The organism is Ruegeria sp. CDSA020 (assembly GCF_059612345.1).
This window is the reverse complement of sequence record NZ_JBXWQK010000006.1, coordinates 140,755-164,224: the sequence shown is the minus strand read 5'-3', so window position 1 is coordinate 164,224 and position 23,470 is coordinate 140,755. Positions and strand designations below refer to the sequence as shown.

The following is a 23,470-nucleotide window of genomic DNA, read 5'->3' as shown; positions in this document are numbered from 1 at the left end:
TCATGGGCACTAGGACAAAGAAACTCAGCCAACTGGCCCTGACCGCGCGTGCGGGTGCAAACCCTGAGATTACCGGGTTGGCCGTTGATAGCCGCGAGGTCAAAGACGGTTATCTGTTTGCGGCACTTCCGGGAACGCGGGTCCATGGCGCAGAGTTCATTCAATATGCTCTGCGCATGGGGGCCGCCGCAATCCTCACCGATGCCGAAGGGGTCGAGGTCGCAGCGGATGTGCTTGCGGGGTCGGATGCCGCGCTGGTGGTGGTTGAAGACCCAAGGCAGGCGCTGGCAGGATGCGCAGCACTGTGGTTCGGAAAGCAGCCTCAGACCATCGTGGCTGTGACGGGGACCAATGGTAAAACCTCTGTCGCGACCTTTGTCCGTCAGATTTGGATGGAGCTGGGCCATGCCGCCGTCAACCTGGGCACAACCGGGGTCGAGGGCGCATGGACTGCCCCTCTAGCGCATACAACGCCCGAACCGATCACCCTGCATCGGTGTTTGGCCGAGGCGGCTGAGAATGGCGTGACGCATGCGGCGATGGAGGCATCCTCACATGGTCTCGAGCAGCGCCGCCTCGACGGGGTACAGTTGGCGGCAGCGGGTTTCTCGAATTTCACCCAGGATCATCTGGATTATCACGAAACCTTCGAGGCGTATTTTGCGGCCAAAGCAGGACTTTTCGACCGCGTGTTGCCTCAGGACGGCACGGTTGTGGTCAACATGAGCGATCCAAAGGGTGGGCAGGTTCGTCGTATCGCTGAAACCCGTGGACAAAATGTGCTGACCGTTGGATTGGGTGATGCAGATCTGTGTCTGCTCAATCAGCGCTTTGATGCAACCGGGCAGGATCTGCGGTTTTCGTGGCAGGGTAAGGTGTATCAGACCCGATTGAACCTGATCGGTGGGTTCCAGGCTGAAAACATCCTGCTGGCATGTGGGCTGGTGATCGCTGGTGGCGAAGATCCCACGCGTGTTTTCGAGACCCTGCCGCATCTGACGACGGTCCGGGGACGGATGCAACTGGCTGCGACGCGTGAAAACGGGGCTGCTGTGTTTGTCGACTACGCCCATACGCCAGATGCTGTGGCCACGGCACTCAAGGCTTTGCGCCCTCATGTTATGGGCCGGCTGATCGCCGTCATCGGTGCCGGCGGAGATCGTGATGCGACCAAGCGCCCGCTGATGGGCAAGGCTGCGGCCAATAACGCTGATGTGGTATTTGTCACCAACGACAATCCCCGAACCGAAGACCCAGCTACCATTCGTACTGCGGTGATGCTGGGCGCGCCCGAGGCAACCGAAGTGGGTGATCGTGCCGAAGCCATCCTGCGCGGCATAGATGCCCTGCAACCGGGTGATGCGCTGCTGATCGCCGGTAAAGGGCACGAGACAGGCCAGATCGTGGGCGATCAGGTTTTACCTTTCGACGACGTAGAACAGGCCAGCATCAGCGTGGCCGCCCTCGATGGGAGGGTGGCATGACGCTCTGGACTGCGGCTGAGGCTGTTGCGGCCACTGGCGGGCGTGCCACCGCCGATTGGCAGGTCAATGGCGTATCCATCGACACCCGCACATTGCAGCCCGGAGATCTGTTTGTTGCGCTGAAGGCGGCGCGCGATGGTCACGACTTTGTGACGCAAGCGCTTGAGAAGGGCGCAGGCGCAGCGCTGGTCTCGCAGATACCCGAAGGCGTTTCCCCGGACGCGCCGTTACTGATCGTCGAGGACGTGCAGACCGGGCTTGAGGCGCTGGGGCAGGCGGCCCGCGCGCGGACAGAGGCGCGCGTGATTGGCGTGACCGGGAGTGTCGGCAAGACATCGACCAAGGAAATGCTGGCCAATATTCTGGAAACGCAGGGGAAAACCCATGCCAGCGTTGCCAGTTACAACAACCATTGGGGTGTGCCGCTGACGCTTGCCCGGATGCCGCGCGACACTGAATTTGCCGTGATAGAAATCGGGATGAACCACCCCGGAGAGATTGCTCCGCTGGCGCGTCAGGCCCGCCCGCATGTGGCCTTGGTTACCACCGTCGCGGCAGTCCATCTGGAAGCCTTCGAGTCCGTCGCAGGTATAGCGAAAGAGAAAGCCGCGATATTCGAAGGGTTGGTCCCGGGCGGTGCGGCCATCGTGAATGCGGATATCGAACACGCCGACATCCTGCGCCAATACGCAGATGAGGCCGGAGCAGGGATCGTCGATTTTGGGCGCGCTGCGTCAGATTACGTGCTGACCGATGTTGCGCAGAAACCGGACTCGGTCCATGCAACGGCCAGGGTCGACGGAAAAGCCATCTCCTTTGATGTGCAATCAGCAGGCACTCATTTTGTCATGAATGCACTTGGGGCATTGGCGGCCTGCGTTGAACTTGGTGTCGACCTGAACGAAGCCATCGCAGGCTTGGGCAACTGGTTGCCGGTAAAAGGTCGCGGCGTTCGCGAGCAGATTTCACTGGCGGATGGTGGTCAGGTCGAATTGCTGGACGACAGCTATAACGCCAATCCAACTTCGATGGAGGCTGCCTTGGAAGTTTTGGCCGCCTCACAGGGCAGGCGCCGGATCGCGTTTCTGGGTGATATGAAAGAGCTGGGCGCGCAAGAGATCCCCATGCATGCAGCGATGGCGAATGTCGCGGCTATGACGCAGATGGATCAGGTTCACTGCATTGGCCCGCTTATGAAAGCGCTTTACGATGCGTTGCCAGCGGAAAAGCGCGGACTTTGGTTTGAGACCAGCGTTGAGATGGCTGAACGGCTGCCAGAGCTGATCTGCGCAGGCGACACTGTTCTGGCCAAAGGATCACTCAGCATGGCGCTGGCGCGAATTGTTGACGGTTTGCGGGAAATGGGGCAAGGGGACGCGCTTGAGCCATGATCGCCGCACGGGAAAGGTATTGATATGCTCTATTGGTTGACCGGCCTGTCGGACGGAGGGGATTTTTTCAACCTCTTCAGGTACATCACGTTCCGGGCAGGCGGTGCCTTTATGACAGCGCTGATTTTCGGGTTTATTTTTGGCAAACCGCTGATCAATGTTCTGCGTCGCAAGCAGGGCAAAGGGCAACCGATCCGGGATGATGGCCCCGAGGGGCACTTTTCCAAGGCGGGTACGCCGACCATGGGCGGCTTGCTGATCGTGGGCGCGCTTGTCACATCGACACTGGTTTGGGCACGGTGGGACAACCCCTATGTCTGGATGGTCTTATTCGTAACGTTGGCCTATGCCGCCATTGGGTTTGCAGATGACTATGCCAAGGTCTCCAAGCAAAACACCAAAGGTGTTTCTGGAAAAATGCGGTTAGGACTTGGTGTGATTATCGCGGTTCTGGCGTCTATTTGGGCCACGATGCACCACCCTGAGTCGCTGCAGAATCAGCTTGCGGTGCCGGTATTCAAAGACACGCTGCTCAATCTGGGGATATTCTACATTCCCTTCGCGATTGTCGTGATCGTTGGGTCAGCAAATGCGGTGAACCTGACCGACGGGCTGGACGGGCTGGCGATCATGCCCGCAATGATCGCCGCATCGACCCTGGGGATTATCGCCTATGCGGTGGGCCGGGTCGACTTTACCGAGTATCTGGATGTGCATTACGTGCCCGGAACCGGCGAAATCTTCATTTTCACTTCGGCCCTGTTCGGTGCTGGCCTTGGGTTTCTATGGTACAACGCGCCGCCTGCTGCCGTGTTCATGGGCGATACTGGATCGCTTGCCTTGGGCGGCGCTTTGGGAGCGATTGCGGTGGCCACCAAACACGAATTGGTGTTGGCTGTCGTCGGAGGTCTGTTCGTGGTCGAAGCGCTGAGCGTGATCATCCAAGTGCTGTATTTCAAGCGCACTGGTCGTCGCGTGTTCCTGATGGCCCCGATCCATCATCACTATGAGAAAAAGGGGTGGGCAGAACCCACCATCGTGATCCGGTTCTGGATCATCTCTCTGATCTTGGCGATGATTGGGCTTGCGACGCTGAAGGTCCGGTAGGCTCCCGCCAGGTTCGGAGGACAGCCGGCCCGCCGCCTCCTGTTGGGCCGGGCTCGCGCTGCGCACGAACCTGCTGTCGATCTTGCCAATGGCAGGTTCATCTGTGCAGTGTGTCGGCGCATTTGAAGTCGAAAGAAGGTGGGAAATATGATCCCGGTCAAAGGGTTTTCAGGACAGAAAGTTGCGGTTCTGGGGCTGGGTCGGTCTGGCCTGACCACGGCGCGCGCCTTGCGGGCCGGTAAGGCTGAACCCGTTTGCTGGGATGACAACCCGGCGGCTCGTGCGGGGGCCGAAGCCGAAGGGTTTACGTGTCAGGATCTTGGGCGTCACGGGGCGTTCGATGAGGTTGCCTGTCTGATTGTCTCGCCCGGGATACCGCATCTCTACCCATCGCCGAACCCTGTGGTGGCGGCGGCGCTTGAGGCCGGGGTGCCGGTGGATAACGATATCGGTTTGTTTTTCCGCTCTTTTGCCGGGCCGGAATGGGACAATCTGGATACTCCGCCCCGCGTGGTCGCGGTGACCGGGTCGAACGGCAAATCAACCACCGCCGCCCTTATCCATCATATCCTGACCGAAGCTGGCCGTGAGGCACAGCTGGCGGGGAATATCGGCCGAGGCGTATTGGACATTGATCCAGGGGGCAATGGCTCGGTCGTGGTGTTGGAGTTGTCGAGCTATCAGACAGAGCTTGCGCGGTCGCTGACACCTGATGTGGCCGTTTTCACCAATCTGTCACCGGATCATCTGGATCGTCACGGTGGCTTGGGTGGCTATTTCGCCGCCAAGCGCCGTCTGTTTGCCGAAGGTGGCCCTGACCGTGCCGTGATCGGAGTGGATGAGGACGAAGGCGCCTTTCTGGCCGGTCAGCTGGCCGAAGCGCCAACGGATGACCGGGTGATCCGTATATCAGTTGCCCGCAAGTTGACCGGACCCGGATGGCAGGTATTTGCGCGCAAAGGGTTCCTGTCGGAGTATCGCAAGGGGCGACAGGCGGGGTCGATTGACCTGCGCGAGATCAAAGGTCTGCCCGGTGCACATAATCACCAGAATGCCTGTGCCGCCTACGCCACGTGCCGCGCGTTGGGGTTGGCCCCTCGGATCATTCAGGATGCTTTGCACAGCTATCCGGGCTTGCCGCATCGCAGTCAGATCATCGCCGAAGCGGATGGGGTCACCTATGTGAACGATTCAAAGGCGACCAATGTCGACAGCGCAGTAAAGGCGTTGAACGCGTTCAAGAAGGTCCGCTGGATCTGTGGCGGGCTTGAGAAAGAGGGCGGGTTGTCTGCACTCAACTCAGCCAGTGAACATGTGCTCAAGGCTTATGTGATCGGGCGCGAAGCTGCCGGATTTGCAATGCAGTTACAGGCAGATACCCTGGTTTGCACCACAATGGCAGAAGCCGTTGAACAGGCAATGAACGACGCGCAGTCGGGCGAGACGATTTTGCTAGCCCCTGCCGCAGCCAGTTTTGATCAATATGACAATTTCGAACAACGCGGTGAGGATTTTGCCGAACAGGTTCGCAAACGGCTTTAGGACACGCCATTTGCAATAGATCGCCGGTTGGGCCAAGCTGAGAAGCTATCAGCTTGACGCGCCATATTTTTTGGTTTTGCTACCCGTCAAATTCAACACGAGGTTATGACTATGCCATATCGTAAGTTTTCCCTGATCCTGCCTGCCATTCTGATTGCGGGTGCCTGCACCAACACTGGCGCAAACTACCAGCCGATCATTGATGGTCCGGTTGGCCCTAATTACAACGTTGATCTGCAGCAGTGCCAACAGCTTGCGGCATCGCAGGCATCTGTTGATGGCACCACGGCCGGGAATGCAGCCATCGGTGCCGTTGGCGCAGCCGCAGTGACCGGGATCGTACAGGACAGCAGCGATAATCTGGGCCGCGCTGCAGTTGCAGGTGCGTTGGTTGGCGCCGGTGCGGATGTGATCAACAAGAACCAGAACAAAGAAGTGTTGGTGCGTAACTGCATGCGTGGCCGTGGGTACAACGTCGTCGGCTAGTGCCGCGCAAATACCGTGTCGGCTAACCACGACTGGCGATTGCAGTTCCAGCGGCATGGCCTGAGGACCATGCCCATTGGAAATTGTACCCGCCCAGCCAACCGGTGACATCCACCGCTTCACCAATCGCATAGAGGCCGGGGACATCCCTGGCCTCCATCGTTTTTGACGACAGATCATCGGTGTCGATGCCGCCCAGCGTGACCTCGGCGGTGCGATAGCCTTCGGTCCCGGACGGGGTCAGATGCCAGTTCGACAGGGCCTCGACCAGGTCCGAAAGGGCAGTGTCCGATTGGTCGGCCAGATTGCCCTGCATGGGAATGTGTTGGCTCAGGAAATCGACCAATCGCGCGGGTAACTGCCGGGAAAGTTCAGTAGTCAGGGCTTTGCGTCCGCTGTTTTGGCGCTGATCTCGCAGCAGGTCGAACAGTGGCATATCCTGGATCAGGTTGACCCGGATCGCCTCACCCTCGCGCCAGTATGAGGATAGTTGCAGCGCAGCTGGTCCGCTGAGGCCGCGATGGGTGAAAAGCAAAGCCTCGTCAAAGCTGGTCTGGTCGTTCGACAGCCGCGTCGGCAGCGAGACACCGGACAGGTCCTTGAACCTGCCGTCGGTAAAGGTGAACGGCACCAGAGCCGCGCGTGTCTCGGTCATCCGCAATCCAAACTGGTGTGCGATGTCATAAGCCAGACCCGTCGCCCCCATTTTAGGGATCGACTTGCCACCCGTGGCCAGAACCAGATTGGTGCAGGTCAGGGCATGACGCTGCCCCTCGCGCTCAACCGTCAGCGCGAAACCAGTGTCGGTTTTGCACAGGTCCTTCATCTCGGTCCTTACCCACAGCTCGGCCCCGGCGCGCTCTATTTCATCCAGCAACATTTGGATGATCTGTTTCGAGGAACCGTCGCAGAACAACTGCCCCAATGTTTTCTCGTGCCAGGCGATGTCATGACGCCCGACCATTTCAATGAAATCCCACTGCGTATAGCGTGCCAGCGCGGATTTGCAGAAATGCGGATTCTGCGACAGGAAATTGCCCGGCCCCGCATACATATTGGTGAAATTGCACCGCCCGCCGCCCGAGATGCGGATTTTCTCGCCCGGCGCCTTGGCGTGGTCGATCACCAGAACGCGCCCGCCGCAATGGGTCGCGCACATCATGCCAGCAGCACCGGCGCCAAGGATGATCGTGTCATAGGTCATGCGCAGCCCTTGGCCCGGATTGCCCGCGATGGCAAGCCGAAGTCGGTCCCGGCAGGGGTGTTTTATCCGCCTGGTCTGCATGATCAGTGCCTGCAAGCCCCCAAAACCTGCCGTCAGATCCCGGAACAGGCCACGCGGGCCGAGGGCATTTTGATGTATCATGGACACAGTTATGCCTGCACATATCTGCGGTGCTTGACCGGTTCTGGTAAGGCTCTCTATCAATTCTCAACCGTGACCCTGGTTAAGGGCCCGTTACAGAGTTTGGTGGAGTATCACCCCGATGCCGACAACAATCTTTGGCGCATTGCGCAGCGATTCAACCCTGACGGATGCCGGGGCCTCGTCTGCAGTTGTGGGGTCGATCTTCGAGATCTCGGAATACAGCCAGATCACCATTGAGGAAGGCGCTGACGGGACAGTTTTTGACGGTGACAATATTTCCAATGAAACCGCGAATGATCCGACCCAGACACTGAACGGTGACATCATATTCTGGGACTTCACAGTCGAGGTGACGGATGGCACCAATACCTACCTGATCGGCCTGTTCGACTATGATCTCAACAGTGATGGGGATTCGATCGGCGTTGATGCCGAAGACGGGTATTTCATGGCGTTTATCGATGGCACCATACCCCCGTTGGATACGCCGCTTGAGATCGTGGCGATTGTCGATAACGGGCCCAACATCGATATCGATACCGTTGTTCCCTGTTTCGTTTCCGGCACCGGTATCCGGACGCCCAAGGGGGTGCGGCGGATCGAAACGCTCAAGGCAGGGGATGTGGTTGATACCCTGGATAATGGCCCACAGGTGATCCGTTGGATCGGATCGCGGTCGCTGGACGGTATTGACCTGACACTCAAACCCAAACTGCGCCCGATCCGTTTTGCACAAGGTTCTCTGGGGCAAGGTCTTCCCGAACGTGATCTGTTGGTGTCGCCTCAGCATCGCATGCTCGTCCGCTCCGTCATCGCTGCCAGAATGTTCGCCAAGCAAGAGGTGCTGATCGCCGCCCATAAGCTGGTTGGAATGCAGGGCGTTACGGTCGAAGAAGACGCGCAGAACGTCACCTATTTCCACATGCTGTTCGACCGGCACGAGGTCATTTTTGCCGAAGGCGCCCCCTCGGAAAGCCTGTTCACCGGCCCCGAAGCGCTCAGGGGCATCGGACAAGCAGCCGTGGCTGAAATTCAGGCTCTCTTCCCCGAGATAAGCGCGGACCAATACGCTCCTCAGCTGGCCCGGCTGACCCCGGCGAAAGGGAAACAGGTCCGCACGATGGTCGAACGGCACAAGAAAAACGGCAAACCGCTGTTATCCTGACCGTCAGGCCACCCAAGGCCCGTAATGATCACGTCTTGGCGAATTTCCCAAACCGCTGTCATTCCACTGGCCCAAACGCAAAAATACCGGTAAACTCTCAATCAGATCCCGAAAACGGGACGTTAACGAGGCAGATAGTGGCGGTATCTCATGACTGAGATGGTGTATGGCGCGGTCCAGGACCAGCGCGGAGAACCGATTCTACCAAAGTGGTGGCGGACGATTGATCGTTGGACGATGTCCTGCGTTCTGATCCTGTTTGTCATCGGGCTGTTGCTGGGGCTGGCCTCATCGCCGCCGCTGGCCGGTCGCAACGGGTTCGATCCGTTCCATTACGTCGAACGCCAGGCGTTGTTCGGCGGAATGGCGCTTGTTGCGATGCTGCTGACTTCGATGATGTCGCCCACACTGGTTCGACGTCTGGCGGTGTTGGGGTTTCTTGCGGCGTTTGTCGCGCTGGTCTTCCTTCCCGTCTTTGGCACAGATTTTGGCAAAGGTGCGGTGCGCTGGTATTCGCTTGGCTTTGCCTCGCTGCAGCCGTCTGAATTTCTGAAACCCGGGTTTATCGTTGTGGCGGCCTGGTTGCTGGCCGCGTCACAACAGATCAACGGCCCGCCCGGTCGGCTATGGTCTTTTGCGCTGTGCATGGCGATTGTCGCCATGTTGGTTATGCAGCCCGATTTTGGTCAGGCCTGCCTGATCCTGTTTGGCTGGGGCGTGATGTATTTCGTTGCCGGTGCGCCGATGTTGTTGCTGGTTGGTATGGCGGGGTTTGTCGTGCTTGGCGGTATGTTCGCCTATTCCAACTCGGAACATTTCGCCCGACGCATTGACGGGTTCCTGAACCAAGAGGTCGATCCGACCACCCAGCTGGGCTATGCCACCAATGCGATCCGCGAGGGCGGGCTTTTCGGTGTCGGTGTGGGTGAAGGGCAGGTGAAATGGTCGCTGCCCGATGCGCATACGGATTTCATCATCGCTGTCGCGGCCGAAGAATATGGCCTGATCCTGGTGTTGATCATCATTGCACTGTATTCGCTGATCGTCGTGCGGTCATTGCTGCGGCTGATGCGCGAGCGCGACATGTTCATCCGTCTGGCGGGTACCGGTCTGGCCTGCATGTTCGGGGTTCAGGCGATGATCAATATGGGCGTCGCCGTGCGCCTTTTGCCTGCCAAAGGCATGACTTTGCCGTTCGTCAGCTATGGTGGGTCCTCGCTGATTGCAGGTGGTATTGCAATCGGCATGCTTCTGGCGTTTACCCGCACCCGCCCTCAGGGCGAACTTGGTGATATTCTACGCGGACGAGGCTGATGGGCAAACCCTACCTTCTGATTGCGGCTGGCGGGACCGGGGGCCACATGTTCCCGGCTCAGGCGCTGGCCGAGGCGATGCTGCACAGGGGCTGGCGTGTGCGCTTGTCCACCGATACGCGCGGCGCACGATATACGGGTGGCTTTCCGCATTCGACTGAAATTGTCGAGGCGTCCTCGGCCACATTCGCCCGTGGCGGACTGCCCGCCAAACTGATGGTCGGTCCCAAGATCGCAGGTGGTGTCGCCGGTATGGCGTTTCAGATGTTGCGCGACCGACCGGACGTCGTGGTCGGCTTTGGCGGCTATCCCTCAATCCCGGCGCTGGGCGCTGCGACGATGTCGAAGATCCCGCGCATGATCCATGAACAGAATGGCGTTTTGGGCCGTGTGAATCAGCTGTTTGCGACTCGCGTGGCGCAGGTGGCTTGTGGTGTCTGGCCGACTGATCTGCCGGACGGTGCAAAGGGCATACATACCGGCAACCCGGTTCGGGCCGCTGTGCTGGACCGGGCTGCGGCGGGCTATATCCCACCAGGTGATTACCCGATGTCGATCCTGGTGATGGGTGGCTCGCAAGGGGCGCGCATCCTTAGCAAGATTGTGCCCGAAGCGATTGCCGCGCTGCCTGATGAGATGCGCCGCCATATTCGTGTCGCGCATCAGGCCCGCGACGAAGACGGTGCCCGTGTTTCCGCGTTTTATGACGACCACGGTATCCGTGCCGAAGTGAAACCGTTCTTTCAGGATGTGCCCCGTCGTATGTCCGATGCGCAGCTGGTGATATCACGCTCAGGTGCGTCAAGTGTGGCGGATATATCCGTCATCGGGCGGCCCTCGATCCTGATCCCGTATGCCGCCGCCGCGGGCGATCATCAGACCGCCAATGCACGCGGGCTGGTTCAGGCCGGAGGGGCAATCATGATCCCCGAGAACCTGCTTGACGTTCCTTCGCTGACGCAGCAAATCACCGCAGTTCTGACAAACCCTGAAGCCGCACAAAAGATGGCCCATGCCGCCCTATCGACCGGCGCACCGGACGCGACCGAGCGTTTGGTCGCCCAGGTCGAACAGTTGGCGCAGAAGGAGACCGCATGACCCCAGCAACCAAACTGCCGCAGGATGTCGGGCCGATCCATTTTGTGGGGATTGGCGGGATCGGGATGTCAGGCATTGCCGAGGTGCTTTTGAATCTGGGTTACCGGGTGCAGGGCTCGGACCTGAAAGCGTCGAAAATCACCGACCGCCTTGCTGGTCTGGGCGCCGAGATCTTTGTCGGTCAAAGTGCTGAAAACCTTGAGAACGCCGCCGTGGTTGTGGTGTCGACCGCGATCAAACTGGGCAACCCGGAGCTGGACGGTGCCCGTGCGCGCGGCCTGCCAGTGGTGCGTCGGGCCGATATGCTGGCCGAGTTGATGCGCTTGAAATCCAACATTGCCATTGCCGGAACCCACGGCAAGACCACCACCACCACGATGATGGCTGAACTGATGGTGGCAGGGGAATTTGACCCGACCGTGATCAATGGCGGTATCATTCACGCTTATGGCTCGAATGCGCGGATGGGGCAGGGCGAATGGATGGTGGTCGAGGCGGACGAATCCGACGGCTCGTTCAACCGTCTGCCTGCGACCATTGCCATTGTCACCAATATCGACCCCGAGCATATGGAGCATTGGGGCGATTTCGACCAGCTGCGCGACGGGTTCTACGAATTTGTCTCGAACCTGCCGTTTTACGGGCTTGCCGTCTGCTGCACCGACCACGCCGAAGTGCAAACACTGGTGGGTCGCATCACAGACCGGCGCGTGCGGACTTATGGTTTCAACGCGCAGGCGGATGTGCGGGCCGAGAACCTGACCTATAAGGGCGGCGTCGCACATTTCGACATTCACCTGCAATACGAAGACAAGAGGATCGAGGGCTGCACCCTGCCGATGCCAGGCGACCACAACGTCTCGAACGCGTTGTCTGCGGTTGCTGTTGCCCGCCATCTGGGCATGAAAGCCGCCGAAATCCGCGAAGCGTTGGCTAATTTCGGTGGCGTCAATCGTCGCTTTACCAAAGTGGGTGAGGTCGATGGCGTCACAATCATCGACGATTACGGTCACCACCCGGTTGAAATCGCAGCGGTTCTGAAAGCCGCACGCCAGGCCACCGAAGGCCGTGTGATCGCGGTCCATCAACCCCACAGGTATTCGCGTTTGTCTAATCTGTTCGATGATTTCTGTACCTGTTTCAATGACGCCGACGTTGTTGCCATCGCCGATATTTTCGCTGCCGGAGAGGACCCGATCGAAGGGGCGTCCCGCGATGACCTGGTTCAGGGGCTCATCCGGCATGGGCATCGACATGCCCGCGCTTTGATGGACGAATCCGATCTTGAACGTCTGGTTCGTGAACAGGCCCGCCCCGGAGACATGGTTGTCTGCCTTGGAGCCGGTACGATCAGCGCCTGGGCCAATGGCCTGCCTTCGCGCTTGCAGAAATAACAGGCGATGTGACGTAATGGACTCTTTTGTGGTGCAACCCTAAAGAGTGATCGTGCAGCCGCAGAAAAAGCGGTCTCGGAGGCAAGATTTGGCGTACTCGGTATTATTTGCAGGGTTGTGGGTCATAGCGTCGACTATCGTGGCCATGCTACCGATGCGCCTGCAATTTCCACCGGGGATTGTGTTGGTTATCGTTGCGCCGGCGCTGATTGTCTGGCTGGGTTACGATTTCGGCTGGTTCTTTTCGGTCCTGGGCTTTGCGGCTTTTGCATCCATGTTCCGCAACCCAATTCGCCACTATTGGCAACGTTGGACAGGCCGAGGGGACGACGAATGAATTGGTCCATTGCCCTTGCCGCCCTGTGGGGAATTGTTGCGAATGTGCTGGCGATGATCCCCAGCAAGGATAATCACTGGACCCGCGCCTATTTCTTGATTGCTGCGGGTATTCCTATCGTTGGCTATGTCACGCTGCAGAACGGCCCATGGATCGGGTTGATTGTTCTGGTTGCTGGGATCTCGGTACTGCGTTGGCCCGTGATTTATCTGGGCCGGTGGTTGCGTCGGATCCTGGGTGCCGCGCAATAGCGGATACAGCTTGCTTTGGCGGTTCAAATCCGCGAATTAGCGGCCATGACTTCTGTTCCCTCGCCACGCGGCAAGCTCACCCAGAACCGCCCGCTGAATGATCTGACCTGGTTGCGGGTCGGAGGACCGGCGGATTACCTTTTTCAACCCGCCGACCAGGAAGACCTGCAGCAGTTTCTGCGCGACTTACCTGACGATATCACGGTTTTCCCGATGGGCGTCGGCTCGAATCTGATCGTCCGGGACGGAGGGCTGCGCGCCGTAGTGATCCGGTTGGGCCGGGGATTTAATGGCATCTCGATTGAGGGCAACATTGTCACCGCAGGCGCTGCGGCGCTGGATGCGCATGTGGCGCGCAGGGCAGCTGATGCGGGCGTGGACCTGACGTTTTTGCGGACCATTCCGGGGTCGATTGGCGGCGCTGTGCGGATGAATGCGGGATGTTATGGCAGCTATACGGCGGATGTTCTGTGCAGGGCGACGATCATCACGCGGCAAGGGCAGGTCGTCGATCTGACGCCCGAAGAACTGAATTTTCGCTATCGTCAGTCGGATCTGCCTGAGGGTGCGGTGCTGATCTCGGCCACGTTCGAAGGTCCCCTTGGTGATCCTGATGAACTGCATGCCCGCATGGACTCGCAGTTGAAAAAGCGGGATGAGACCCAGCCGACCAAAGATCGCAGCGCGGGCTCGACCTTCCGCAATCCGGCCGGGTTTTCCTCGACGGGCCGCGCAGATGATGTGCATGACCTCAAGGCCTGGAAGGTGATCGACGACGCGGGAATGCGGGGCGTGATGCGGGGTGGGGCGCAGATGAGCCCCAAGCATCCCAATTTTCTGATCAACACCGGCTCTGCCACCGCTGCCGACCTCGAAGGGTTGGGCGAAGACGTGCGAAAAAAGGTTTACGAAACAAGCGGCATCACGCTAGAGTGGGAAATCATGCGGATCGGTGATCCGCTGACAGATTAAAGCCCCGACCGTCAGACCCAAAACAGGCAAAATAGGGCGACGGATCAAAGGCATAAAGCAGGACGGACCACCACATAAGGTCCGCAGGATTTGAGGCGCACGACGTGGGTAGTTCGAGCAGGACAAACCCCAAAGTGGCGGTATTGATGGGTGGACCCTCGGCGGAACGTGAGGTGTCTCTCAGCTCTGGGCGCGAATGCGCAGCCGCCCTAAGGGGAGAAGGCTTTGAAGTGGTCGAACTGGACGCGGGTCCGGACCTCTATGCGCGCCTTTTGGATATCAAGCCGGATGTGGTCTTCAACGCTCTGCATGGTCGCTGGGGCGAGGATGGCTGCGTGCAGGGTATGCTGGAGTGGTTGCGTATTCCCTATACCCATTCGGGTGTGCTGGCTTCGGCGTTGGCCATGGATAAGCAGCGCAGCAAAGCGGCGTTCCGTATCGCGGGTCTGCCAGTCGCCGAAAGTGTGATCGAGGCCAAATCCGAAGTTGCCGCGCGTCATACGATGGAACCGCCCTATGTGGTCAAGCCCAATAATGAGGGTTCCAGCGTCGGCATTTATCTGGTGCATGAGGGCGCCAATACTCCACCGAAACTGGCAGACGACATGCCCGAACTGGTAATGGTCGAACAATATGTGGCTGGCCGCGAGTTGACCGTCACAGTCATGGGCGACCGCGCTTTGACCGTGACAGAAATCATGACGGATGGCTGGTACGATTACGATGCCAAGTACAAGCCGGGTGGGTCGTGGCATGTGCTGCCTGCTGAAATCCCGCAGGACATTTTTGACCTTTGTGTGGGCTTTGCCAAACAGGCGCATGATCTGTTGGGTTGCAAAGGCGTCAGCCGCACAGATTTTCGGTGGGATGACAGCAAGGGCGCAGAGGGCTTGTTCCTTCTGGAAACCAACACCCAGCCGGGAATGACGCCGACGTCACTGGCTCCGGAACAGAGCGCGCATTGCGGGATAACCTTCGGCCAGCTTTGCGCATGGATGGTGGAGGACGCATCATGCGACCGCTGACAGCCACCCGTGCGCCGGTTATCCACCGGTCAAAGCCACTTGCTGGTCCGGATGCCGATTTCGCTTCGGGGGACCGCAACAATGTAGAACCCAAGTTCCGCCTGCGGCGGCTTTGGGGGCGTAAGTCATCGGCGTTTGATCCGGCGCCGTCTCGCCTAAGCTATCGGTTACAGCGCTGGATGTTGACGCCTGGTGTTCGCCGTGGCCTGAAATATGGGCTGCCGGTCTTCGCTGTGTGTGCTGCGCTTGGCGGGTATTTCAGCTCTCAGGACCGGCGCGAAGCGATTGTGGCTCATGTCCATGATGTGAAAATCTCGATCCAGCAGCGACCAGAATTCATGGTCAACCTGATGGCGATTGATGGGGCGGGAACCAACCTTTCGGAAGACATTCGTGAAGTGGTGCCGCTGGACTTCCCAATCAGTTCCTGGGACCTGGATGTCGAACAGATGCGCGAAACGATCACAGGATTGGATCCGGTTAAATCAGCCTCTGTGCGCATCCGTCCAGGAGGTATCCTGCAGGTGGATGTTGTCGAACGGCAGCCCGCCATTGTCTGGCGTACCCGCCGAGGGGTCGAATTGCTGGATGAAACCGGCGCGCATGTTGAAATCATCGCATCGCGGCAGGATCACTCCAATTTGCCACTGATCGCGGGTGAGGGCGCGGATTCCTATGTACCCGAAGCGCTGCAACTGACGGCCACAGCCAGCAGTCTGGGCAATCGGGTGCGCGGTCTGGTGCGAATTGGCGAACGTCGCTGGGATCTAGTTCTGGATCGCGGTCAGCGCATCATGTTGCCGACGGAACGGCCAGTGCGCGCATTGGAACGCGTGTTGGCCGTGAACGAGGTTCAGGATCTTCTGGAACGCGATGTGGCCGTGGTGGATATGCGCCTGGGTCAGCGACCGACAATCCGAATGACCAAAGCCGCCAGCGAAGACTGGTGGAATACAAAAGTAGATGTGAGTAGCGGGCAGTAACGACAATGATGACCGATCTTTATCAGTCCCAACGGGCCATGCGGCAAATGCGCAGGCAGGCGATGCAACGCGGCGTTGTCGCTATTCTAGATGTCGGGAGCTCTAAGATTTCCTGCCTTGTGCTGCGGTTCGACGGCGCCGGGCGTTTGCACGAGGACAGTGGCATCGGGTCTCTGGCCGGACAATCCGGGTTTCGGGTGATCGGTGCCGCGACCACGCGTTCCCGTGGTGTGCAATTTGGCGAAGTCACTGCGATGCAGGAGACCGAGCGCGCCATTCGAACCGCGCTTCAGGCCGCGCAGAAAATGGCAGATATCCGTGTCGACCATGTGATCGCCTGTTTCTCGGGGGCAAACCCGCGGTCCTATGGTTTGGATGCCCAGGTGGATCTGGAAGGTCAGCTGGTAACCGAGGCCGAAGTCGGCCGTGTTCTCAATGCCTGTGACGTGCCCGACTATGGTGCGGGCCGCGAAGTCCTACATGCTCAGCCGGTGAATTTTGCGCTGGATAACCGATCGGGCTTGATCGACCCAAGGGGTCAGATGGGGCAATCGCTGGCCGTCGATATGCACATGCTGACCGTGGACGCGGTTGCAATCCAGAATATCGTGCGCTGTATCAAGCGTTGCGATCTCGAATTGGCCGGTATCGCGAATTCGGCCTATGTCTCGGGTATTTCGGCGCTGGTTGAGGATGAACAGGAACTGGGTGCCGCCTGTATCGACATGGGCGGTGGCACCACGAGCGTGTCAATATTCATGAAGAAACACATGATCTATGCCGATTGCGTGCGCATGGGTGGGGATCATGTGACCAGTGACATCTCGATGGGGCTGGGCGTTCCGGCGTCTGTTGCCGAACGGATCAAGACATTCAATGGCGGCGTTCACGCGACCGGCGCGGATGACCGCGACCTGATCGACATTGGCGGTGATACCGGCGATTGGGAACATGACCGCCGTACCGTCAGCCGGGCAGAGTTGATAGGTATCATGCGTCCACGTGTCGAAGAAATCCTGGAGGAAGTGCGTGTACGGCTGGATGCGGCTGGCTTTGAGCACATGCCCAGCCAGCAGATCGTCCTGACCGGAGGCGGCAGCCAAATCATGGGGCTGGACGGGTTGGCCTCTCGTATTCTGGGGCAGCGTGTTCGCCTTGGTCGCCCGCTGCGGGTCCATGGGTTGCCGCAATCGGCCACAGGGCCGGGGTTCTCTTCGGTTGTGGGGCTAAGCCTGTTTGCAGCCAACCCACAGGATGAATGGTGGGATTTTGAAATCCCCGTAGACACCTATTCCGCACGCCCGTTCAAGCGCGCTGTGCGGTGGTTCCGTGACAACTGGTAAAGCCGCGATCGCGGCGCTGGTCATGGCTGTGCCGTCAGCGATAGAGGCTCAGACCCGTATCACACCCGAAGCCTTCCTGGGGGCCGTTCAAGGAAAGACCGTAAAGTTTCACGTCTATGACAGCGGTATGCTGGTCGGCACCGAAGAGTTCCTGAGCCCGACTCTCTCGGTCTGGCGTATGGAGGGCAAGGGTTGTGTGTACGGGAAAATTACAACTCCTAATGGGCAGATTTGCTTTCTGTACGACGATGACGAGGATGGTCTGCCAGTTTGCTGGTGGCCGTTTTTGTATGAAGACCAGTTGATGGTGCGAATGGTCGGTTTCTCCAGGACAGAAATTCAAGAGGTCAGGGACATTTCTGAGAATGGTCTTAACTGCCCAAGTGCCCCAATTAGCTAAAGAAATATCTTGCAGGGGCTGTCAAAATCCCGCAAGATATCCACAGGGCCCGTCAGAGGCCTTGCGAGAGGGCTTGAGCAGTTTTCCGCAGACAGAATGTGAATGAATTGCAAGTGACGCGCCCGTCAATAGTGGCGCGAGCGTCGCATGTTTTGTGGTGCTTTGAGATAATTCCGCAACATCTGGCAATCTCTGCCAAATACTGTTTCCAGGTGCCTTATTTCCTCCATATTTTGTGGATTTTCGCGATTTTTGGCGTGACGTTTGCCGTTTGGATCGGTAGGATTGTTAGTGGATAGGTAAGAAAAACACCGCGTTGGCGGGTTATATAAACAGGCGGACAGAAGCATGACATTGAATCTTTCGATGCCCGGGCACGACGAGCTGAAGCCTCGGATTACAGTTTTTGGCGTTGGCGGAGCGGGCGGTAACGCCGTCAACAACATGATTGAAAAACAGTTGGACGGTGTCGATTTTGTCGTTGCCAACACCGATGCCCAGGCGCTGCAGCAAAGCCAGTCTTCGTCACGAGTTCAACTAGGCGTGAAAGTCACCGAAGGTCTGGGTGCGGGCGCGCGTCCGACAGTGGGTGCGGCAGCAGCCGAAGAAAGCATCGAGCAGATTGTAGACCATCTGGCAGGCGCGCATATGTGCTTCATCACGGCCGGTATGGGCGGTGGCACCGGCACGGGTGCCGCACCGATCATCGCGCAGGCAGCGCGTGAATTGGGTGTTTTGACCGTCGGTGTTGTGACCAAGCCTTTCCAGTTCGAAGGCGCCAAGCGGATGCGTCAGGCCGAAGACGGTGTTGAAGCCTTGCAGCGCGTTGTCGACACGCTGATCATCATTCCAAACCAGAACCTGTTCCGTCTGGCCAACGAAAAGACCACGTTTACCGAGGCGTTTTCGATGGCGGATGACGTTCTGTATCAGGGTGTCAAAGGCGTGACCGACCTGATGGTGCGTCCGGGCCTGATCAACCTCGACTTCGCGGATGTTCGCGCCGTTATGGACGAGATGGGCAAGGCGATGATGGGCACGGGCGAAGCCACCGGCGAAGATCGCGCCGTACAGGCCGCCGAGAAGGCCATCGCGAACCCGCTGTTGGATGAAATCAGCCTCAAGGGCGCCAAGGGCGTTCTGATCAACATCACCGGCAGCCACGACCTGACCCTGTTCGAACTGGACGAAGCCGCAAACCGTATCCGTGAGGAAGTGGATCCTGAGGCGAATATCATCGTCGGCTCCACGCTGGATACCGCAATGGAAGGCGGCATGCGCGTTTCGGTTGTGGCAACAGGTATCGACGCCAGCGAAAAGCAGGATGATGTGCCTGTCGCGCGTCGTTCGATGTCGGCACCGCTGACCCGTTCGGTTTCTGCAGAGGAAGCGGCCCTGGAAGAAATGTCAGTGGCGGCAAGCGCCGAACCTGAACCTCAGCCCGAACCAACGCGTGAACCTTCGCTGTTTGAGGCAACTGAAGAGCCGATGGAACCGCAGTTCCAACCGCGCGCAGAACAGGATGATGACGGCCTGCCACCCCCGGCCTATCAGCCGCGCGTGGCCGAATTCGAGCCGACTCCCGAGCCGGTCGAAGACGCCCCAGAAAGCTTTGTCGCACCTCAGCCGCAAGCACCCGCAGGATCGCCGTCACCTGAAGCGCTGAGGCGCTTGCAGGCAGCCGTCCAGAATGTACCTCCGGCTGAAAGAGGTCATCCTGCGCCTCGACCGCAGGAGGTCTCCGATAATCATGGGGATGCCGACCGCCCGCGATTTGGTTTTAACCGCCTGATTGATCGCATGACCGGCCACGCAACCGATACTCCGGCGCAGCAACCGGCCCGCCAGCAGCCGGTATTGCGCCAATCTGACGCCACGGCACCTGCACATGTCGAGGACGACCCGGAGCAGGATCGGATCGAAATACCGGCCTTCCTTCGCCGTCAAGCCAACTGATCGCGGTAACAATATGCTAAAGAGGGGCTGCCATTTGGCGGCCCTTTCCTATTTTAAAACAGTGGATTATCCCTATGTGAGCAGGGTTTTGCCGACCTGTCACATTCATGTTTCATTCGGTTGCAAAGAGTGAGTTGAGCCTTTTGACCTGCTTCCTTAGTTGAATGCCAACACGGCCATCACAGGTCGGACGCCACTCACCGAGGTCACACTTGCAACATACGCTCAAATCTTCGATCACGTTTACAGGCCTCGGGCTGCACAGCGGTAAGCCTGCGACGATGATCCTGAGGCCGGCTGCTGCTGGCCACGGCATCTGGTTCAAACGGACGGATATCGAGCTGGGCAATGCGTTGATCCCTGCAATCTACGATGTGGTCGATCGTACCCCGCTTTGTACCCGACTGGTCAATGAAGCGCGCGTTACGGTTTCCACCGTCGAGCATATCATGGCAGCTTTGGCTGGATGCGGTGTCCACAATGCGCTGATCGAGATTGATGGCCCCGAGGTGCCGATCATGGACGGGTCTTCGATTGAATTCGTTCGTGGCATCATGTTGAAAGGCGTGCGTCGTCAGGCAAGCCCGGTCCTGGCCTATGAGGTTCTTAAACCTGTGACCGCAACCCGTGAGGGTGCCAGTGCCTCGATTGCGCCTGCGGACGGTTTGATTATCGATTTTCATATCGATTTTGAAGACAGCGCCATTGGTCGTCAGACTAAGACGCTGGATATGTGCAATGGCTCTTTTGCACGCGAGCTTAGTGATTGCCGGACATTCTGCCGTCGTACCGACGTCGAAGCAATGCGCGAGAACGGCTTGGCTCTTGGCGGCACGCTTGAAAATGCTGTGGTCGTTCAGGGCGACGAAGTTCTGACCCCGGGTGGCCTTCGCCACGCAGACGAGGCAGTGCGTCACAAGATGCTAGATGCTCTGGGTGACTTGTATTTGGCGGGTGGACCGATTCTGGGTCATTTCATCGGCGACAAGTCTGGTCATGCGATGACAAACACGCTGCTGCGCAAGCTGTTTGAAACGCCCGGTGCTGTGCGTCCGATCCTGTGTACCCCCGAACAGGCCGCGCGTCTGCCCGGGCAGGGTCTGGTCTGGGACGAAATCCCCGAAGTCGCCTGATTGGTTCCACTCTGCTGACAAATCCGCCAAAGGGCCTACTAAGGCGTTTTGCACTGGAATTTTATGTGCTAGACCAAGGCCCAAACCGGGGTATTCCCATTAAGCAAGACGACAAGGATTGGCGGAATGATAGGCACCAAAGCGGCGGTCAGATTCGCAGGGGCGGTACTTCTGACAGCAGTTTTGACAGCGTGCAACAGCGGGGGCGCTGACCGCAATCAGAACCTAGAAGGGTTCACCCCCGAACAGATTTTCACGCGTGGGGAATTTGAGCTGTCGGAGAATCGTTCCGACGATGCGGCGTGGTACTTCTCTGAGGTTGAACGTCTTTACCCTTACTCTGACTGGGCAAAGCGAGCGCTGATCATGCAGGCGTTTTCGTACCATGCAGATGAGAATTACGAAGAAAGCCGTGCAGCGGCACAGCGCTATATAGATTTCTATCCAACCGACGAAGATGCGGCCTATGCCCAATATCTGTTGGCACTCAGCTATTATGACCAGATTGACGAGGTGGGCCGCGATCAGGGCCTGACGTTCCAGGCGCTTCAGTCATTGCGCACGGTGATCGAGGTCTATCCGGACAGCGAATATGCCACCTCCGCCGTGCTGAAATTCGATCTGGCCTTTGACCATCTGGCTGGCAAAGAAATGGAGATCGGACGTTATTATCTGCGTCAGGATCACTATACTGCCGCGATCAACCGGTTCCGCGTTGTGGTAGAGGATTTTCAGACAACTTCGCACACCGCCGAAGCGCTCTATCGCCTGATCGAGGCCTATCTCTCGTTGGGTCTGGTGGATGAGGCGCAATCGGCCGGTGCAATTCTGGGTTACAACTACCAATCCTCGGAATGGTATGACGCTGGCTATAAGCTGCTGACCTCTCGCGGGCTGAAACTCAAAAGCCGCGGCAACAACTGGCTCAGCACGATTTATCGCCAGACCGTCAAAGGTCAGTGGTTGTAATCGCCATGGCTAAAGGCGTGGGACGCTGAGACCCGATGCTGCGCGCCCTTGATATCCGCGATATGCTGATCATCGACCGGTTGGAACTGACGTTCCAGCCGGGATTGAACGCGTTGACCGGCGAGACCGGCGCGGGCAAGTCGATCCTACTGGATTCGCTTGGGTTCGTTCTGGGCTGGCGCGGGCGGGCAGAGCTGGTGCGTCAGGGGGCCGCTCAGGGCGAAGTTGTGGCCGAGTTCGAGCTGCACGAAAACCACCCCGCACATGCGATTTTGGCCGAAGCCGGATTGCCCGGAGGCGAAGAGCTGATCCTGCGCCGCGTGAACACAGCCGAGGGTCGGAAAACCGCATGGGTCAATGACCGGCGTTGCTCGGGCGACGTGCTGCGGGCCTTGTCGGAAACCCTGGTGGAACTGCATGGCCAGCACGATGATCGCGGCCTGCTGAACCCACGTGGCCACCGCGCGATGCTGGATGATTTTGCCGGGGCAGGGGGGCAACTGGCCACTGTGCGCTCTGCATGGTCCGAGATGTCGCGTGCGCGCAAGCTTTTGTCTGAGGTCGAATCTGCCTTGGCTGCCATGCGGGCAGAGGAAGAATTTCTGCGCCATGCGGTCACTGAGCTTGATAAGCTTGATCCGCAGCCCGGCGAGGATGCCGAACTGGATGCAAGGCGCCGCATGATGCAGGGGGCAGAGCGGATTCGCGATGACGTCGCCCGTGCCTATGACTTGCTTGGCAGCGATGGGGCCGAGGGCGCGATGTCTGATGCTCTGCGCTGGTTGGAAGGCGTGTCCGATAATGCGGGCGGGCAGTTGGAAGAGCCTGTTGCCGCACTCGGGCGTGCACTGGTCGAATTGGGCGAGGCGCAAGATGGCGTTAATGCCAGTCTTCAGGTGCTGGACTTCAATCCGGCTGAACTGGAGGCAGTCGAGGAACGGCTTTTCGCCATTCGTGCGTTGGCCCGAAAGCATGACGTTGCCCCGGACGACTTGGGCGGGTTCGCGGAGACCTTGCGTGAGCGGCTGAACCGTTTGGATGCTGGTGACGCTGATCTGGCCGACAGGCGCTTTGCGGTTGAGACTGCGCAGGCAGTTTATCACAAGGCTGCGGAAGCACTCAGTAGCCTGCGCCAACGGGCAGCGGGTGAACTTGACACCGCAGTGATGGCCGAGCTTGCACCGCTGAAAATGGAACGCGCTGTGTTCCAGACCGAGATCACCCCGTCCGATCCCGGCCCCGAAGGTGCGGATGCTGTGGCGTTCACCGTTGCCACCAACCCCGGTGCACCGTCTGGACCGTTAAACAAAATCGCCTCGGGCGGTGAACTGAGCCGCTTCTTGCTGGCGCTCAAGGTCTGTCTGACCGGCGATGACAGCGTGCGCACGATGATCTTTGATGAGATCGACAGGGGTGTTGGCGGCGCGACCGCGGACGCCGTCGGCAGGCGTCTGGCATCGCTGGCACAGGGCGGGCAGGTATTGGTCGTGACGCATTCCCCGCAGGTCGCCGCACGTGCCGCCTATCACTGGCGTGTTCAGAAACATGTGACCGATGGGCAAACTCTGTCGACCGTGGTGCCCTTGGCCCAGGCCGACCGGGTGGACGAGATCGCCAGGATGGTCGCCGGAGACACGATCACGGACGAAGCGCGCGCCGCTGCCCGTGCTCTTCTGGACGCATAGGTCCTCACAGACGCGCGATCCGGCTTTTATCCGTGCCCTCCGTGGCTTAGTAAGGGGTGTATCCTGA

Annotated in this window: 21 protein-coding genes; 20 read left to right on the top strand and 1 reads right to left on the bottom strand. The window is 58.8% G+C overall.

Annotation, left to right across the window (positions count from 1 at the left end):
* The first annotated feature begins 2 nt into the window (after positions 1–2).
* The 5 genes from AC2FJW_RS12345 to AC2FJW_RS12325 all read left to right on the top strand — a co-directional run bounded on the left by AC2FJW_RS12345 (position 3) and on the right by AC2FJW_RS12325 (position 6,010).
* The gene (locus tag AC2FJW_RS12345; protein WP_496750211.1) at positions 3–1,484 is read left to right on the top strand and encodes a UDP-N-acetylmuramoyl-L-alanyl-D-glutamate--2,6-diaminopimelate ligase; all 1,482 of its coding nucleotides are present in this window, start codon (positions 3–5) and stop codon (positions 1,482–1,484) included.
* On the top strand, positions 1,481–2,875 hold the full coding sequence (locus AC2FJW_RS12340) for a UDP-N-acetylmuramoyl-tripeptide--D-alanyl-D-alanine ligase (RefSeq protein ID WP_496750210.1): 1,395 nt from the start codon (positions 1,481–1,483) through the stop codon (positions 2,873–2,875). Before AC2FJW_RS12345 ends, AC2FJW_RS12340 begins: the two co-directional genes overlap by 4 nt.
* A gap of 24 nt (positions 2,876–2,899) precedes the next feature.
* Positions 2,900–3,982 (top strand): phospho-N-acetylmuramoyl-pentapeptide-transferase, encoded by a 1,083-nt coding sequence (gene mraY, locus AC2FJW_RS12335; protein ID WP_496708774.1) that lies wholly within the window; start codon positions 2,900–2,902, stop codon positions 3,980–3,982.
* A 147-nt stretch (positions 3,983–4,129) separates the two neighbouring features.
* Complete coding sequence (murD, locus tag AC2FJW_RS12330; protein ID WP_496750209.1) at positions 4,130–5,524, top strand: UDP-N-acetylmuramoyl-L-alanine--D-glutamate ligase; 1,395 nt, start codon at positions 4,130–4,132, stop codon at positions 5,522–5,524.
* A 111-nt stretch (positions 5,525–5,635) separates the two neighbouring features.
* Complete coding sequence (locus AC2FJW_RS12325; protein WP_246097157.1) at positions 5,636–6,010, top strand: glycine zipper family protein; 375 nt, start codon at positions 5,636–5,638, stop codon at positions 6,008–6,010.
* Positions 6,011–6,032: 22 nt separating this feature from the next.
* On the opposite strand, the gene AC2FJW_RS12320 is transcribed toward AC2FJW_RS12325, so the two are convergent.
* Positions 6,033–7,214 (bottom strand): BaiN/RdsA family NAD(P)/FAD-dependent oxidoreductase, encoded by a 1,182-nt coding sequence (locus AC2FJW_RS12320; protein WP_496750313.1) that lies wholly within the window; start codon positions 7,212–7,214, stop codon positions 6,033–6,035.
* A 283-nt stretch (positions 7,215–7,497) separates the two neighbouring features.
* On the opposite strand from AC2FJW_RS12320, the gene AC2FJW_RS12315 reads away from it, so the two are divergent.
* The 15 genes from AC2FJW_RS12315 to recN all read left to right on the top strand — a co-directional run bounded on the left by AC2FJW_RS12315 (position 7,498) and on the right by recN (position 23,403).
* Positions 7,498–8,544 carry a Hint domain-containing protein gene (locus tag AC2FJW_RS12315; RefSeq protein ID WP_496750208.1) on the top strand — a complete coding sequence of 349 codons (1,047 nt, stop codon included), beginning with the start codon at positions 7,498–7,500 and terminating at the stop codon, positions 8,542–8,544.
* A 150-nt stretch (positions 8,545–8,694) separates the two neighbouring features.
* Complete coding sequence (gene ftsW / locus AC2FJW_RS12310; RefSeq protein WP_496689711.1) at positions 8,695–9,858, top strand: putative lipid II flippase FtsW; 1,164 nt, start codon at positions 8,695–8,697, stop codon at positions 9,856–9,858.
* A complete protein-coding gene (locus AC2FJW_RS12305) occupies positions 9,858–10,955 on the top strand; it encodes a UDP-N-acetylglucosamine--N-acetylmuramyl-(pentapeptide) pyrophosphoryl-undecaprenol N-acetylglucosamine transferase (protein ID WP_496750207.1) in 1,098 nt (365 codons plus the stop codon). The genes ftsW and AC2FJW_RS12305 overlap by 1 nt, the downstream gene beginning before the upstream one ends.
* Complete coding sequence (gene murC / locus AC2FJW_RS12300) at positions 10,952–12,349, top strand: UDP-N-acetylmuramate--L-alanine ligase (RefSeq protein ID WP_496750206.1); 1,398 nt, start codon at positions 10,952–10,954, stop codon at positions 12,347–12,349. Before AC2FJW_RS12305 ends, murC begins: the two co-directional genes overlap by 4 nt.
* 88 nt (positions 12,350–12,437) lie before the next feature.
* Positions 12,438–12,686, top strand: coding sequence for a DUF2484 family protein (locus AC2FJW_RS12295; protein WP_142635033.1), 249 nt, complete (start codon positions 12,438–12,440; stop codon positions 12,684–12,686).
* Complete coding sequence (locus tag AC2FJW_RS12290) at positions 12,683–12,937, top strand: DUF2484 family protein (RefSeq protein ID WP_496694819.1); 255 nt, start codon at positions 12,683–12,685, stop codon at positions 12,935–12,937. The genes AC2FJW_RS12295 and AC2FJW_RS12290 overlap by 4 nt, the downstream gene beginning before the upstream one ends.
* A 45-nt stretch (positions 12,938–12,982) precedes the next feature.
* Positions 12,983–13,909, top strand: a complete 927-nt coding sequence (gene murB, locus AC2FJW_RS12285; RefSeq protein ID WP_496750205.1) for a UDP-N-acetylmuramate dehydrogenase — start codon at positions 12,983–12,985, stop codon at positions 13,907–13,909.
* Positions 13,910–14,013: 104 nt separating this feature from the next.
* The gene (locus tag AC2FJW_RS12280; protein ID WP_496750204.1) at positions 14,014–14,934 is read left to right on the top strand and encodes a D-alanine--D-alanine ligase; all 921 of its coding nucleotides are present in this window, start codon (positions 14,014–14,016) and stop codon (positions 14,932–14,934) included.
* Positions 14,922–15,917, top strand: a complete 996-nt coding sequence (locus AC2FJW_RS12275; RefSeq protein WP_142635027.1) for a cell division protein FtsQ/DivIB — start codon at positions 14,922–14,924, stop codon at positions 15,915–15,917. Before AC2FJW_RS12280 ends, AC2FJW_RS12275 begins: the two co-directional genes overlap by 13 nt.
* A gap of 8 nt (positions 15,918–15,925) precedes the next feature.
* Complete coding sequence (gene ftsA, locus AC2FJW_RS12270; protein ID WP_281972769.1) at positions 15,926–17,260, top strand: cell division protein FtsA; 1,335 nt, start codon at positions 15,926–15,928, stop codon at positions 17,258–17,260.
* Positions 17,247–17,660 (top strand): hypothetical protein, encoded by a 414-nt coding sequence (locus AC2FJW_RS12265; protein ID WP_496750203.1) that lies wholly within the window; start codon positions 17,247–17,249, stop codon positions 17,658–17,660. The genes ftsA and AC2FJW_RS12265 overlap by 14 nt, the downstream gene beginning before the upstream one ends.
* Before the next feature lie 348 nt (positions 17,661–18,008).
* Complete coding sequence (gene ftsZ / locus AC2FJW_RS12260) at positions 18,009–19,616, top strand: cell division protein FtsZ (RefSeq protein ID WP_496750202.1); 1,608 nt, start codon at positions 18,009–18,011, stop codon at positions 19,614–19,616.
* A gap of 212 nt (positions 19,617–19,828) precedes the next feature.
* A complete protein-coding gene (gene lpxC / locus AC2FJW_RS12255; protein ID WP_496750201.1) occupies positions 19,829–20,749 on the top strand; it encodes a UDP-3-O-acyl-N-acetylglucosamine deacetylase in 921 nt (306 codons plus the stop codon).
* A gap of 126 nt (positions 20,750–20,875) precedes the next feature.
* Positions 20,876–21,718, top strand: coding sequence for an outer membrane protein assembly factor BamD (locus AC2FJW_RS12250; RefSeq protein ID WP_142635022.1), 843 nt, complete (start codon positions 20,876–20,878; stop codon positions 21,716–21,718).
* 35 nt (positions 21,719–21,753) lie between these two features.
* The gene (gene recN / locus AC2FJW_RS12245) at positions 21,754–23,403 is read left to right on the top strand and encodes a DNA repair protein RecN (protein WP_496750200.1); all 1,650 of its coding nucleotides are present in this window, start codon (positions 21,754–21,756) and stop codon (positions 23,401–23,403) included.
* Positions 23,404–23,470 lie beyond the last annotated feature (67 nt).